The organism is Actinocorallia populi (assembly GCF_002995495.1).
GTDB classification, from domain to species: domain Bacteria; phylum Actinomycetota; class Actinomycetes; order Streptosporangiales; family Streptosporangiaceae; genus Actinocorallia; species Actinocorallia populi.
The window spans coordinates 145,729-160,181 of sequence record NZ_PVZV01000005.1 but is presented as its reverse complement, the minus strand read 5'-3'; the positions used below and the strand labels follow the sequence as shown (position 1 = coordinate 160,181).

Below are 14,453 nucleotides of genomic sequence, written 5' to 3'. Positions count from 1 at the left end.
AGGGCCGAGGCCGGGGCGCCGGAGGCGGCCGTCAGCCGCCTGGGCAACTGGCCGACTTAGGGGAACAAACCAATACTGATCAACTTTTCCAAATCACCCTAAAAACCCCCTTCACCACGCCCCACCCACGGTGAGCGACGCGCCCGGGAAAGGCAAAAACCGCACGACACCGCAGGCGGAAGCACTAGACATAAAAGAATTTTGCCGATATAGGCAATTTCCACCTTTCACCCCGAAGATAAGTTTTATTCGCCACAAACAGGGCCATAACGGACGCACAAGGCTTTTCTCTAGAAGGGAGACAGCCGTGCTCCGTACCTCACGCCTTCGTCAGGCGTCCGTCGTCACGGCCGGAGCCGTGGTGGCGAGCCTGCTCGCCCACGCCTCCCCCGCGCATGCCGCACCGGGCGCGAACGCCGCCGCGGCGCACCGGAACGCGCAGACCTGCGCGAACAGCGACATGGTCTACCGGCCGAGATCCGCCTTCCCCAACACCTCCGCGGGCCTCGCCCGCTACGCGCTCCAGGCGAACCAGATCAGGAGCGCGGTCCTGTGCCTCGTCAACGCCCAGCGGACCTCGCGGAACCTGACCGCGCTGTCCTCCAACAACGCGCTTTACAGTGCCGCGAGAGGCCACGTCATGGCCGCCGTCTCCCTGAAATGGTGGGGGAAGGTGGCGCCCGGAAAGAACTGCCGGCCCCTGCAGAACGACCCCACCACGTGCGATCCCCACATCAACCCGCAGACCGGTTCCACCATCGAGGGACGCGTACGCGCCTCCGGTTACCTCACCGGCTGCAGAAGCTACAACTACGCCGAGAACACCTATACGGGCTGGGGCACCGCCCGCGTGACGCCCCGGGCCGCCGTCACCTGGTGGATGGGCAGTCCGGGCCACCGGGCCGCCATCCTCAACCCGGTGTTCCGGGAGACGGGAATCGCCGTGGCCCGGGGCAGCGCGGACCCGGCCGCCGGCTCGACCACCCCCGCCGCCGCGTACGTGCAGCTCTTCGGGAACTGCGTCCGGTGACGCCCTCGATCGGACGGCTCCGGAGAACCTCGGAGCCGTCCGATCCCCGCGGACACCCACCACGGCCCTCTCCCGACGGACGTCTCCGAGAGCCGGTGGCCCAGAACGCGGACGGGCGCGGGCCGCCGCCGGCCGGCGCTCTCGTCAGGCGCGCATGCCCAGGGAGAGCGCCAGGTCTTCGGGGAGCGGGTAGACCTTCTCGGGAGGGAGCAGGGCGCGGGCCTTGTCGTCCCTTCCCTGGCGCAGCAGGTCGTGGATCTTCCGGGCGGTGGGGGTCAGGTCGGTGATGCCGAGCGTCCAGTCGTCGGCGTACTCGTCGATGATGTGGCGGCTGAGGCCCACCTGGATGCTGCGGGCGTCGAGGTGGGCGCCTCGCAGGGTGCGTTCGGGGTCCCACTGGACGCGTACGGGCGCCGTCTTCATGCGTTCGCGCCAGACGGCGCCGTCGGCGTACACGCGGCGGTCGGGGCTGGTGAGGACGGCTTGGCGCAGGGCCTTCTCCCAGCCTTCGCGGGTGATGCGGACGGCCAGCACCATCTCCTGGCCCGGTTTCCTCGCCCAGCCGCTGCGGCCCATGAGCCACAGGAACGACGGTTTGATCCAGGTCATCCGGCCGCGGGAGAACGGGTGCACGAACCGGCCCGCGGCCACGGCGGGCTCCCCTATCGCCCGGCCGTACGCCTGGTAGACGACGATGCTCTCCCTGTCGTGGTCGGCCCGGATCTCGAAGGTCTCCATCCCGGCACGTTCCCGTATCGCCTTCTTCCCCGACAACGGGTTTTCCGCCGGGAATGTGTCAGCCGCGACACCGGGCCCGGAGATCGGCGCGTAGGGTCGCGCGACATGAAGTGGATCTTGCTGGCCGTGCTGGGGCTGCTGCGCGGGCTGGCGGCGGCTTTTCTCGTGGCCGGGCTCTGGGCGTACGGCTCCGACGGCGAGGGCGCCTGGCTGGGCATCGTGGGGCTGGTGCTGCTGATCCTGGTGAAGCTGGTCGGCGTGCCCGAGAGCGGGCGGCCGGGCGCGGTGCTCGTCGGGTCCGCGGTGGCGGGGCTCGGGCTGGGGTACGTCGTCCACGACGTGCTCCAGGACGAACGGCTGGAGCGGGCGTGGACGGTGGAGGCCGACAGCCCGAACACCCTGAAACCCAAGGGCCACTGGAGCATCTCCGACACGCTCGTCCGGGTCCGCTCCGACGGGGCCTTCGCCCACGACCTGAGGGACGGGAAGCGGCGCTGGGCGTACGAGCTGCCCCGGCCGCAGGTGGTGTGCGCGACGAGCGGGAGCGCGGACGGGGGCGTCGGGCTCATCGCGTACACCGCCGACGGCGCGGGGTGTGATCACGTGGCGGCGCTCGACCTGGCGTCCGGCCGGGTCCTGTGGGAGCGCACGGTCGAAGGCCGGTCCGACGGGCAGGGCGGCCTCGAGACCGGGTCGGGGGTCGCGGCCGTGGCCGCCGCGTCCGGGTTGAAGGTCTTCGACCTGCGGACGGGCACCCCCCGCCGCTCCCTCCGGACGCCCGCCGGGTGCTCCTTCTCCTCGGTCGCGGTCGGCGGCGGCAGGGTCGCCGCGACCTACGTCTGCGCGCAGGACTCCAGCAGGCTCGGGGTGGTCGAGCTCGGCGGCCGGGACCGGTGGTCGACCAACCTGGGGACGAGCGGGCCGGTCGAGGGGCTGGCCCTTCTTTCCGCCGAACCGCTGGTGGTCCACGTGCAGGAGGCCGGTGACCGCGGGAAGAAGGAGCTGCTCGTCTTCGACCCGGTCAGCGGTGAGCGGAGGTCCGCCATCCCCGCCGACACCCTGGATCCGGCCTTCCCCGTCATCGTCGAGAAGGACCGGATCCACACCGTGATCGACAGGCCCGGTACCGAGGTCTACCAGAACGACCTCGTCTCCCATCCCCTGACCGGCGGGAAGCCCTGGAGCGTGCACTTCGAGGACGGCGTCAAAGCCGTGCGGCTCACCGGTTCCGGGCTCTTCGCCCTCTCCGAGCCGGGCGTCTCCGAGCACCTCGACCTCACCACGCTCGATCCCCGCTCCGGCGCCGAGACCCGCAGGGTCGAGATCGGCCACGCGGCCCCGGCGGGCTGGCGGCCCGACCTCCTGGTCACCGCCGACCGCGTCCTCTTCGTCCTGCGGGACCCGTCGAACGAGACCGATCCCGAGATCCTCGCCTTCGCCACCGGAGAGGAGTGAGTCAGGTGTCGAAGAGGTTGGGGCGGCCCGACCTGTAGCGCTGGGCGTCCAGGCGTTTGAGGGCGTCCAGTTCCGGGGGCTGGTAGAGCTTCCAGGTCGCGGCGGGGGCGGCGGCGGAGTCCGCGGCGTCCAGAAGGGCGTTGACGGCGGACCGCGCGGACTCGTTCGCCGATTCCATGGTGGCCAGGTCGGTGTCGGTCCGGACGTAGTCGCCCGCCACGAAGAGGTTGGGGATGCCGGTCCGGGACTCGGGGCGTTTGCTCCAGGACCCGATGGTGTTGACGGTGAGGGGTTCGTCGTTGGTGTTGCGGCCCGTCTCGGGGTGCCAGGTGATCGCGGGGTCCAGGAACCAGGAGTGCAGGACGCCGTCGGGGAGCACCGAGGCGCCGGTGTCCTCCAGGTGGGCCTTCATCTGGGCCCAGCACTCCTTGGCGATCTGGGCGGGCGAGCAGCGCCGGGCGGGCCTGCCGTAGAGCATGCCGGGCGTGTCCCAGTCGGAGATGTCCAGGGACAGGCAGTCCGCTGCTTTTCCGTCGCCGTAGTCGCGGGCGAAGTCGCGGTTCCAGATGCTGCTCTGCAGGATGGCGGTGAGCTGCCACGGCGAGTCCATGAAGCTCAGCAGCTCGCCCAGGCCGCGCGGGGTCTCGCGCAGGTAGAACTGGAGGCCGTTCATCCAGTCGGTGCGCAGGCCCTTGGTGCCCTCCAGTTCCGGGGCGTGGGCGAGGACGTCGCGGGACCACAGCCGCACCGCGCGGTCGGGCGGAACGGCGCAGACGAACCAGTCGGCATCGATCCGGTGGCGCTTCCCGGACGTGTCGACGGTGCGGGCCGCGTCGACGCGTCCGTTCCTCACGTCCAGGTGCTCCACGGTCTGCCCGAGGTGGAAGCGGACGCCCAGCTCGCGCAGGTGCTCCGTCCACGGGTCGATCCATGCCTCGTTGGTGGGGGCGTTGAGCATCCGGGCGAGGCCCGCGTCGCCGTCGTTGCCCAGGCCGATCGCCGACAGCAGGAACGCCTGGCCCATGTTGCCGACGGTGCGGGTGCTGGCGACCTCCTCCTTGACGGCGACGAGCCCCCGGGTGAGGAACTTCGCCATGATCGCCTGGTATTCGGAGGATCTGCCGCCGGCTCGGATGAAGTCCCACCAGGAGACGTTCTCCCACTGGCCGTGGCGCCGGGCCTCGCTGCTGGTCACGTAGACGATGTACCGGTTGACGAAGAAGGCGACCTCCGGGGCGGGCAGCGCGGTGACCTGCTGGATCAGGCCGGTGAAGGTCTCCCGTAGCCAGTCGACGTCGAGCCCTCCCCCGCCTCGCAGGTCGGGGACGCCCAGGTCGGAGCGGCCTCCGCTGCGCGAGAGGCGTCCGGCGGAGATGTCGATGAGGTTGTCGCGCACCCCTCCGCCGTTGCCGGGGAACGGGATGCGCCGCATCGTGTCGGTCACGTGCCGGTAGAAGCCGGGGAAGAACCGGAAGCCGTGCTCTCCCGGCAGCGGCCGGCGTCCGCCCGTCCCGCTGCCGGGGACGGGAATGCTGCGGGCCTTGCCGCCCAGGGCCCTGCGTTCGTAGACCGACACGGAGAAGCCGCGTTCGGCCAGTTCGTGCGCGACGGCCAGCCCGGACATGCCGCCGCCGAGCACCGCGACGCTGCGGCGCGGCGCGGCGAACGCGGGCACGGGCAGCAGCGCGGGGGTGAGCGCGAGGGCCGTCCCGGCCAGGACGCGGCGGCGCGAAGGGCTCATCTGCGGGCTCCTCACGGGTTCACCCTGGCCGACAGGGTGCGGATGTGCTCGATGAGGCCGAGGGAGCCGGGGGTCGTGCGGCCCAGCGACTCGGGCAGGGCGAAGAGCCCGACGTCCAGGATGAACGGGTCGACGACGTGGAAGTCGACGTCGAGCCCGGGGCGTTCGCCGACGAGCCCCTCGGGGGTGGCGTGCAGCGAGCTCGGGCAGGAGGCGTTGGTCGTCTCGGGGTAGGTGAACAGGCCGTGGGTCGTCCACTTCGACAACTTCAGGGTGGCCATGCAGCCGTACGTCCCGGACGGGGTGGCGCGGCCGACGACGCCCTGCCACGTCCCGTCGCCCTTGACGACGCCGCCGAGCAGGGTGGCACTGCCGTCCGGTTCGTGCGAGACGCCCCATTCCCAGCCGGAGTAGCCCTGGTCGGCGACGTTGAAGCGGCCCCAGTTGTGGTCGTGGTAGCCGCGCCAGCCGTCGACGTCGATCTTCTTTCCGCCGGGCGGTTTGAGCCAGCCCTTCACGTGGCTGGTCGCGACCGGGGACGTCCAGTACATCTCCTGGCCCCCGTCGTAGCGGATGGGGCCTCCGGTCACGCCCGGCACGGCGTTTTCGAACCGGATGTCGGCCTTGGCGAATCCGCCGTCCCAGGTCAGGTGGTAGACCTCGCGCTCGGTGTCCCAGACGAGGTTGCCGACGCTGCTGCGGACGGCGGGCTGGTCGGTGGCGGTCACCCTGGTCGTGGGCACCGGGACGACGAGCTTCCGCCCCTTCTCCGGGTACCAGAAGATCAGGCCGGTGGGGACCGGCGCGGTGAAGAGCATGGCGATGAACGTCCGCTTCGTGGCGGGGTCCATGACGTGCGCGTACCACCATTCCGTCCACGAGCCGGGGTGCGGCCCGTCGTCGGACGGTTCGGCGAGCTTGCCGGGCACGAGCGTCAGGTCGGAGCGCTTGATGTCGGTGAGCGGGAGCCCGTCCCGTGCGGAGACGGGCCGGACGGCGGGGCCGAGCAGCAGTGCTGCCAGCGAGGTCGCCGTGCAGGCGATGGCGGCGAGACGACGTCGGGGGGAACGCACGCGGCACCTCCTCGGGGAGAACACCCGAACGGCGTTCGGGCGACGCCCGGAGTGTGCGCCTCTCTGGACATGCTGTCAACAGTGTGTCGACACACTGTCCGATCGAGGAGGGACCGGGTTAGACTCCGGTCTGTGCCCCCGATCTCGCGCTCCCGCGCCGTACGGGAGAGACGCGACGAGGTGGCCCGCCGCGTGCTCGAGGCGGTCCACCGGCTCGTCGCCGACGGAACCCCCTACACCGAACTGCCCGTCCAGCGCATCGCCGAGGCCGCGGGCGTCGCCCGCTCGACGTTCTACCTGCACTTCCCCGACAAGAGCCGGCTGCTCATCGCCCTGTCCGAGCAGGGCGGCCAGGGCATGTTCGACGCGGCCGTCGCCTGGTGGCGCGGCGACCACTCCACCGGCCCCGAGGGCGTCGCCGAGGCCATCGCCCGCATGATCGACGAGTACCGCGCCAACCGCTGGGTCCTGCTCGCCCTCAGCGAGGTCTCCGCCTACGACCCCGACGTCGCCGCCTACTACCAGGGCCGCCTCGACCGCTTCACCGCCCTGACCCGCCGGCGCCTGGACGAGGAGCGGCGCGCCGGCACCGTCGCGCCCCTGCTCGACCCGCCCACCACCGCCGCCCTCCTGACCTGGATGGTGGAACGCACCATCTCCATGCACTGCCGCAACGACGACCCCTCGGGCGACGCCCAGGTCGCCCGCTCCGTGGGCCGCGCCGTCTGGCTCTGCGTCTACGGCGACTCCCCGTCCGCGCGCTGAGCCGGACGCGTTCTCAGGTGCGGCCCTCAGTCCACTCCGGCGGGTCCTCGCCGGTGATCCGGGCGTACCGGACGGCGAAGGCGTCGGGGTCGGCGGCGCGCGCCTCGCGCAGGATGCCGACGAAGGCCGGGGTGAGCTCGTCGCGGAGGTGGTCGGGCAGCGCCTCGGTGAGGTCGAGCCCTTCGAGCAGGGGGTCGACCGCCTCGCTGACCTGGCCGCCGACGACCCTGGCGTAGCCGGCCGCCGCCAGGCTGCGGACGAAGGTCGGCAGGTAGGTCTCGCGGTCGGTCCGGATGAGCTCGCGGTAGGCGTTGACCGCCTCCTCGGAGACGAAGAGCGCGTCCGCCGGGCGGCCCAGCTCCGCGAGCATCTGGCCCTGGTTGTTCAGCGACATCGCCAGGTACGGGAGGTAGGTCTCGCGGTCGCGTGCCGTCAGCTCCCGGGAGAAGAGCAGCGCCTCCTCCGAGGCCTCGAGCGCCTCGGAGCGCCGGCCGCCCTCGGCGAGCCGCACCGAGTGGTTGATCAGGGTGATCATCAGGTCGGGGAGGAAGGTGTCGCGGTCGACCTCGACGAGTTCGCGGTAGAGCGCGATCACCTCGCGGGAGACCGACAGCGCCTCCTCGTCCCGGCCGCCCTCCGCCAGCCAGAGCACCTGGTTGGTCAGCGTCATCGCCAGATCGGGGAGGTAGGTGTCGCGGTCGACTCCGATGAGCTCCCGGCAGAGCGCGACCGCCTCCTCCGACACCGGCAGCGCCTCGTCCCGGTGCCCGGTCTCGGCCAAGAGCACCGCGTGGTTGTGCAGGGTGGCCGCCAGGTCCAGGATGTTGGAGTCCCGGTCCCGCTCGACGAGTTCCCTGCGCAGCCCGAGCGCCTTCTCCGAGATCGGGAGCGCCTCGTCCAGCCGCCCCTCCTCCACCAGCCGGTTCGCCTCGTCCCCCAGCGACACCGCCGTGCGCAGCGCCTGCGCCGGGTCGGGATGTGCGTGCTGTGATCCCACCGGCGTCCCCCTTCTCACCGGACCGCCGTCACGGTCCACCTCAGCTACAGGGGTGTCCGCCCGCCCCGGCGAGAAACCCGTATTGCTACATATCTGGCCAAATAGGGCATATCACCCCCGTTATGCCGATCCCTTTTGAACGGCACCCGGCCCGGACTTGACGGTGCCGCGGCGCCGGAGACCCACCTCCCGCCTCACCCCGCCCGCAGCAGCCCCTCTCCGCGAGGTGACACCACATCCATGTTCATGGCTTTTGTCCAAATAGCCCGTTCACCATGGACGTATGAGCGTTCCCCTCGACGCCCGCCCCCGGCTGACCCCCCGCATGAAACGCGGCCTTCGCCTCTGCGAGCAGGAGGCCGAACTGCGCGCGAGGCGGTCCGAACTGGACCGGCGACGCGCCTTCGACCGGCACGGGAACCGGCGGAGCCCCGGCCTGGAGGCCGAGGCCGCGACCGTGCGCACCGCACTCGAGAAGATCGCCGTCGAACGCGAGCGCCTCCTGGCCCAGATCGAAGCCGAACTCCTCCCCCTCCGCGCGAAGCAGTCGGAGTACGACCGCGCCCGAGCCGCCGCCAGGCTCCCGCGCCGCCTCAAGAAGATCCAGGTGAGCAAGGCCGAGCAGAAGCTCCGCAAGAGGATGGCCGCCCTCCAGCGCGAACGTGCCTACGTGGACGGCACCACCTACCGCGGCCGCGAGTCCGCGAAGAACGACGAAGCCGTCTGGAGCAGCTCACACGACCCGGAGACCTTCGACTCCGGCGACCGGTGACCCCGGACGACGCGCCCGCAAGGCCACCGACGCGGTCCCCCTCACCCCGGCCGGTCTCCGGTGGCCGGGCGCTCGCCGAGGAGGTCGAGCAGCAGGGACCTCTCGATCCGGTACACCATCCGCTCGTAGGGCTCCAGGCCGGGGCCCTCCACCCGGAGGAAGTCGACGAAGGTCGAGTGGTACACCGCGTAGACGGGTTCGTCGTGGTCATCGCTCCAGCGGGTGTTCAGGAACTCGCGCCATTCGCCCACCACATGACGGGCGACGGCGTCGTCGACGTCGGGGGCGAGATCCGTCCAGGCCCCGAGGGGGACGGGTTCGCGCATCACCGCCAGGCAGCGCAAGGCCGTCTCGTAGCGGTCGGCGAGAGACGGCGGCCAGCGCTCCTTCATGACCTGCCAGTGAACCTTGTAGTAGTCGCGCAGCCCGTTGGGGAGCTTCCGGGGGTCGGACAGCGCCTCCGGGGTGAGGCGGTGGCGGCTGATGTCCTCGACGATGTGGAAGACGTACAGGAAGTTGCCCTGGCTCTTGGTGACGAGGAAGTCCTCGAACCGGGCGCTCGTCATCCCCCAGGCGGCCATCCTCACCGCGAGCTCCCGGGCGTGCGGACCCTCCGTCCTGCCGCGGATGTACTCGGCGATGTCGCCGAGGTTCTCCGGCGAGTCATCGGCGATGTGGACGTCCCGGCGCCGGTCCACGGCCAGGGAGGGATCGTTCAGCTCTCGGGAGGTCACGATGATGTAGGTGTGCTCGGGGAGGGACCGCGGCAGGAAGAGCCGGTTGGCGCCCGGAGGAGGGCTGTCCGCCTCGTCGAGGGCGTCGATGGCGAGGACGAGCGGCCGTTCGGCGGTCGCCCGGGCGGCCGCTTCGCTCAGGAGCCGGGAGAAGAGGGCGCCGCCGGACGACGCCTCCCATGAGTCCGGAACGAACACCCCGTACCGTTCGGCGAGTTGGGCCGCGGTCTTGGCGAAGAACTCCGCCGGCGAAGTGGTCCCCTCGCTGCGGCTGTTGAAGTAGTGGGGCAGCCCGCGGACGCTCACGAGGTGGGCGAGCAGGGACGTCTTGCCGATTCCCGGCTCTCCGGTGATGAAGACGTAGCCGGAGGAGAAGTCCGGCGCCGACAGCGCGGCGTCGATCTCGGCGATGACGTGCCGCCGTCCGACGAACCCCCGCGCCCGCTCGGTGACGAGCGCCGAGAACTCCCCGCCGGCCGCCGGCCGGCCGGCGGAGGCGGCCCGCCGGTCCAGCGAGTGAAGGAGGGCCAGCGTCTCGTCGATCCTCCCGACGACCGTCTCCAGCCTGGTCAGGGAGCCGAGGAGCCGGTCGTTCATCTCGAAGAGCCGACCGAAGTTCACGTGCGTCATGAGGGAGGACAGCGGCCCGCCCCCGACGGCGTCCCGGACGACGCCGTCGGTGATCCAGAAGGTCAGTGCCTCCGCCAGGGCCGTCCGGTCGACGGGAAAACCACTCAACGGCCCGTCCGGAGACTCCTCCGGGTCCGGGGAGGCGAGGCAGGCATGGACGACGCCGGCGAGCTCTGGATAGGCCGCCGCGTCGCCGAGGGCGACCCGCGCCCCGCGAAGCCTTTTCACCAGGGATTTCCGCCGGCCTTCGTCGAGTCGATCGCCGACCGCTCGAACCGCTTTCTCTATGGCCTCCCCCACCACTCGATCGAATGCTCGCCGCTGCTCACTCCCCAAGATCTTCTGGGCGGCGCCACCGGTGATCCTCTCCCCGTACCGCGCGGTCAGCCAGCCCAGCAACGCACTGGTGAAAGGCTCCAAGGCAGTCCCTTTCCGCGTTCATGCAACGGTCCGGCCCATACCGCCGATAAACGACGAGTATGTAAGTACGATAACCAGCCGGCGGCGGGGCAGAGCGAAAACACGGGGATGTGAATGAGCCATCCGGCCACTGAAGAGATCATGTTGCGCGAAGTGCTGTCCCGCGCCGAGCAATGCGGCGATCGGGATGTTCTCCTCCTCGCAGCACGATCCGTTCAATACTGGGCCAGACGTCTGAGCCTGGCCGAGCCGGGCGCGATCGACGACGACCTCATGCTGGTGGACGAACCGGATGTCGCCGAACTGCGCACCGTGATCCAGCAGTACCGGCATCTCATCCGGTCACCGGCCGAGGACTGGCGGGACAACGCGACCGTCCTCATGCCCCGCCTGACCGACCGGCCCGGGACAGAAGAAATCATCGATGCCGCGGAATCGTCCCTCGGCGTCCCGTGGTTGCGAAGCCTATGGCCGCTTCCCGACAGAGCGGACCATGCGCTGACGCGAACGCTGCGGCTGGAGGCGAGTGAGATCACCGCCATGAAGGTGACGCACGACGGCGACCGCCTGGTGACAGGCCACTCCGATGGCGGCGTCTCCGTCTGGAGTCACCCCCAGGCCAAGCGCACCGCGACCACCGGTGGACACCAGGGCCCTGTCTGGTCACTCGACGTCAGCCCGGACGGATGCGTCGTCTCCGTCGGCGCAAAAGATGTCCAGATCTGGGACCCGGCCCGTCCCGAAGCCGAAAAGATAACTTTTGAAGTCACCGCCGTGGGGGCGAAGGCCCTCTTCGAGCCTCAGGGACGGTACTTCGTCGTCTCCAGCATCGGCATCACGGTCTACGACCTGCGGGGAATTCCCCTCACCTTTGAGAAACCGTTCTCGCGGAGGCTCGTCGACGTCCTGATCGGCGGCGCCTTCCTCCGGAGAGAGGAAAGACCGGAGATCGCCAACCTCCGAGCTTTCTCCGCTTATCTCATCAGTGTCCTGCTGTCCGCCTACGTCTTCGGTTTGAGCGAGCGTCACGCCGTGATACTCGCAGCGGCGGTGGTCGTCCTCCAACTCCTGTCCAGCGTGGCCTACCGGTCCCGTCGGCTCTCCCGGCCGCTCCATCTCGACGATGCGGTCACCAAGGGATTCTTCTCCGGCGTGTGCTTCTCACCCGATGGAACGAGGCTCGCCTCCGTCGACTCCGATGGCCGAGGGCAATTGTGGTGCCCTCGTTCGGGACGTCTCATGAGGGAGTTCAAGGAGAAGGTCGATGCTTCCGGCCTCTCCTTGGCCGTCTCCTTCGATCCGAGTGGAAGATGGCTCGCGGTCGCGGATGGGGACACGAAGCTCGCGATGTGGGACTGCGAGTCCGGCCGGCTCCACACGCTCGACGACCGCAGCACCACGGCGATCTTCACGTCGATGGCCTACTCGCCTTGCGGCGGATACCTCGCCCACGGGGCTTGGGAGACGCTGCGGATCCGCCACCTGGCCAAGGACCCGGACAACGGGTATCCGGTCATCGCATCCGAGGAAGCGGTCTTCCTCCCGACCAGGCTGACACATGTCGATTTCATTCGCCGCGGGCGGTCCCTCATCGCCTCCGATCTGGGCTCCAGCATTCGGGAGTGGGATCATCGCACGCTTCTCGAACGTCCGGCGGAGCAGTCCAGACCTGCGTGGGCCCGCGATATCGACTTCTCTCCGGACGGTTCCTGGCTGGCCGCGGCCGGCGAGCCGGACACCGTTCTCATCCACCGCTTCGATGGATCAGCCCCCAAGACCGTCCCCCAGGCCGCCGGGACGCTGACCTCTGTCTCCGTCTCCCCAGACGGCACGTGGCTGGTCACCGGCGGTGAGGACGGAGAAGTACGGCGGTGGGACGCGGACGGCCGTCTGATCTCCACGTTCGCCCGAGCCTCTGACGACTCGCCCCGTGTCCACACCGTGCGGGTGTCGGCGGACGGACGCAGGGTCATCGCCGGGCTCTCAGACGGCGGCATCTGCCTTTGGGACAGAAACGGCTCACTTCAGAAGAGGTTCTCCGGAGGCGTCACCATCGAAGAAGAGGCGGCGGACGGCGTCCACGCGATCGTCGAGGTGGCGGCGGGCGTCTTCGCCTCTGCCGGTTCTCATCACGACATCAGAATCTGGGATCGCGCCACGCTGCACGAAGTCGCCCGGCTTCAGTCGCCCTCCCCCGCATCCCCCGGACGGCTTCCCAGAGAAAGAAGGATCATGTGTCTGTCCGTCTCACCGGACGGGCGCTGGCTCGCGTCCGGCCACAGTGATGGAAAAATAAACGTCTGGGATCTACGCGACACAAGCCTGCATTCCCAACTCGACACCCGGGCTTCGTTCCTTACCGGGCTGGCCTTCTCCCGCGACGGAGCCAGGCTCGCAGGCGTCTCCCAGAACGGCGAGATCAGCACATGGAGCGTGAACGGCTTCACACCCGTCGCGTCCATGTCATGCGACTCGATCCTCACCGGATGCGCCTGGCATCCGCGAGGTGATCGCATCGCCTGTTCGAGCAGTTCGGGCATCTACTATCTCGAACTCCGCAACCTGTGACGGGGCCTCGGGGCCATCGCCGACCCGCTCGGGAGGGTCATGTGCCTCGACCCCGATCCCCGACGGCGCTGTCCGCCACAGGGCCGGTGGGTGTGTGGCGGGGAGAGCTGAAAGCTCTCCCCGCCACGGGTGACGGCTGGTTCAGCGTGTGCGGCGGGCGGTGCGGACGCGGCCGATGAGCGCGTCCACGACGATGAAGGCGGCGAGGGGGTAGCCGAACATCGGGACCAGCCATCCGGCGAGGACGGCGCCCGCGACCAGCAGGACCAGGGCCCAGGCCGGGACGGTGCGCCAGGCGCCGCGCGGGAGGGGACGGCCGAAGCCGTGCTTGCCGCGCCGCCACCACATCAGGTAGCCCCACGTGATGAGGAGGATGAGGCCGAAGGCCAGGAGGGCGAGCAGGAGCTGGTTGGCCAGGCCGAACAGCTGGCCCATGTGGGCGGCGATGCCGATCGTGGTGAGCTGGGCCGGCAGGGGGTGATCGGCGAAGCGCAGGGTGCCGGTGACCTGGGCGGTGGCCGGGTCGACGGCGGCGGAGTCCTGGCGCAGCGGCACCGTGGAGTCGATCTGCTCGACCACGAACGCCCTGCCCGGCTCCGCCGGGTAGACGATCTCGACCGGGCCGTCCAGGCGCGCCGCGGCCAGGATCCGGTCGATGCTCGCGCCGGTGCCGGTGGAATCGTGGTGGGCGTGGTCGTGCGCGGCGCCGTCGTGGTGGCCCGTGGTGGTGCCGGGCAGCTTGGGGGCCGAGCTGTTCAGGGCGGTCTGGATCTCGTCGATGCGGGCTCCGGCGTTGACCGACCAGGTCAGGCCCGTCACCGACAGGAACAGCAGGCCGGCCGCGGACCAGATGCCGACGGTGCCGTGCAGGGACAGCGTCCTGCGCCGTCCCGGCGTCTTGAGCTCGGGCACCAGCAGGTCACGGCGCCGCTTGCGCCTGCGCGAGACCCACAGGACGAGCCCGCCTGCGGCCACGACCCACAACCAGCTGGCGGCGAGCTCGCTGTAGTTGCGGCCCGGGTCGCCCAGGTGCAGGTGGGCGTGCAGGCGCGACAACCACGCCCGCACGGGCAGCGCCTCGGACGAGCCGTAGACGGTCAGCTCGCCCTTGACCGCCCCCCGGTAGGGGTCGACGTAGACGGCGAGCTTCTCGGAGGCGCCGAGCCCGGCGGCGCTCATGAGCACCCGGGTCGTCGCGCCCTCCTCCACCGACGGCCGCACCGCCAGCACCGTCCCGTCGGGCCGGGCCGCCTGGGCCCGTTCGACCTGCTCGGCCAGCGGAAGGCGCTCACCCGCGGCGGGCACCCGCAGCTGGTCGGCATAGATGATCTTCTCGGCCTGCCAGGAGCAGGCGTACAGCAGCCCGCTGACCGCGGCGACCAGCAGGAAGGGCGCGACCAGCACGCCCGCGTAGAAGTGCAGGCGCAGCACCAGCGCCCGCAGCCCGCCCTTGAGGGACTTGGGGGGTCTGCCATCGGACCGTTCGGCCGCTGCGGCCTGAACGGGAGGAGGTTGCACGGACACGTCGGA

General features: G+C 70.3%; 12 protein-coding genes. 6 read left to right on the top strand and 6 right to left on the bottom strand.

The window, feature by feature from the left end:
- Positions 1-307 precede the first annotated feature (307 nt).
- Entirely contained in the window at positions 308-1,030 is a 723-nt protein-coding gene (locus C2865_RS20845; protein ID WP_157963836.1) for a CAP domain-containing protein, read from the top strand.
- Positions 1,031-1,174: 144 nt separating this feature from the next.
- On the opposite strand, the gene C2865_RS20840 is transcribed toward C2865_RS20845, so the two are convergent.
- Positions 1,175-1,768 (bottom strand): DUF4291 domain-containing protein, encoded by a 594-nt coding sequence (locus C2865_RS20840; protein ID WP_106400217.1) that lies wholly within the window; start codon positions 1,766-1,768, stop codon positions 1,175-1,177.
- A 105-nt stretch (positions 1,769-1,873) separates the two neighbouring features.
- On the opposite strand from C2865_RS20840, the gene C2865_RS20835 reads away from it, so the two are divergent.
- Positions 1,874-3,223 carry an outer membrane protein assembly factor BamB family protein gene (locus tag C2865_RS20835; protein ID WP_106400216.1) on the top strand — a complete coding sequence of 450 codons (1,350 nt, stop codon included), beginning with the start codon at positions 1,874-1,876 and terminating at the stop codon, positions 3,221-3,223.
- 1 nt (position 3,224) lies between these two features.
- Here C2865_RS20835 and C2865_RS20830 read toward each other — a convergent pair whose 3' ends face one another.
- Both C2865_RS20830 and C2865_RS20825 read right to left on the bottom strand, forming a co-directional pair.
- Positions 3,225-4,964 (bottom strand): hydroxysqualene dehydroxylase, encoded by a 1,740-nt coding sequence (locus C2865_RS20830; RefSeq protein ID WP_106400215.1) that lies wholly within the window; start codon positions 4,962-4,964, stop codon positions 3,225-3,227.
- Between the two features lie 11 nt (positions 4,965-4,975).
- Complete coding sequence (locus C2865_RS20825; RefSeq protein WP_106400214.1) at positions 4,976-6,037, bottom strand: hypothetical protein; 1,062 nt, start codon at positions 6,035-6,037, stop codon at positions 4,976-4,978.
- A gap of 132 nt (positions 6,038-6,169) precedes the next feature.
- Between C2865_RS20825 and C2865_RS20820 the strand changes: the two genes are divergently transcribed.
- Positions 6,170-6,802 (top strand): TetR/AcrR family transcriptional regulator, encoded by a 633-nt coding sequence (locus C2865_RS20820; protein ID WP_232835736.1) that lies wholly within the window; start codon positions 6,170-6,172, stop codon positions 6,800-6,802.
- A gap of 13 nt (positions 6,803-6,815) precedes the next feature.
- On the opposite strand, the gene C2865_RS20815 is transcribed toward C2865_RS20820, so the two are convergent.
- Positions 6,816-7,799 carry a tetratricopeptide repeat protein gene (locus C2865_RS20815; RefSeq protein ID WP_106400212.1) on the bottom strand — a complete coding sequence of 328 codons (984 nt, stop codon included), beginning with the start codon at positions 7,797-7,799 and terminating at the stop codon, positions 6,816-6,818.
- 283 nt (positions 7,800-8,082) lie between these two features.
- Between C2865_RS20815 and C2865_RS20810 the strand changes: the two genes are divergently transcribed.
- Complete coding sequence (locus C2865_RS20810; RefSeq protein ID WP_106400211.1) at positions 8,083-8,571, top strand: hypothetical protein; 489 nt, start codon at positions 8,083-8,085, stop codon at positions 8,569-8,571.
- Positions 8,572-8,612: 41 nt separating this feature from the next.
- On the opposite strand, the gene C2865_RS20805 is transcribed toward C2865_RS20810, so the two are convergent.
- Positions 8,613-10,043, bottom strand: a complete 1,431-nt coding sequence (locus C2865_RS20805; protein WP_157963835.1) for an ATP-binding protein — start codon at positions 10,041-10,043, stop codon at positions 8,613-8,615.
- Positions 10,044-10,088: 45 nt separating this feature from the next.
- On the opposite strand from C2865_RS20805, the gene C2865_RS39505 reads away from it, so the two are divergent.
- Both C2865_RS39505 and C2865_RS20800 read left to right on the top strand, forming a co-directional pair.
- Complete coding sequence (locus C2865_RS39505; RefSeq protein ID WP_157963834.1) at positions 10,089-10,469, top strand: hypothetical protein; 381 nt, start codon at positions 10,089-10,091, stop codon at positions 10,467-10,469.
- Entirely contained in the window at positions 10,470-12,923 is a 2,454-nt protein-coding gene (locus C2865_RS20800; protein ID WP_106400209.1) for a WD40 repeat domain-containing protein, read from the top strand.
- A gap of 141 nt (positions 12,924-13,064) precedes the next feature.
- Here the strand turns inward: C2865_RS20800 and C2865_RS20795 are convergent, their stop codons facing one another.
- Entirely contained in the window at positions 13,065-14,447 is a 1,383-nt protein-coding gene (locus C2865_RS20795; protein WP_106400208.1) for a PepSY-associated TM helix domain-containing protein, read from the bottom strand.
- Positions 14,448-14,453 lie beyond the last annotated feature (6 nt).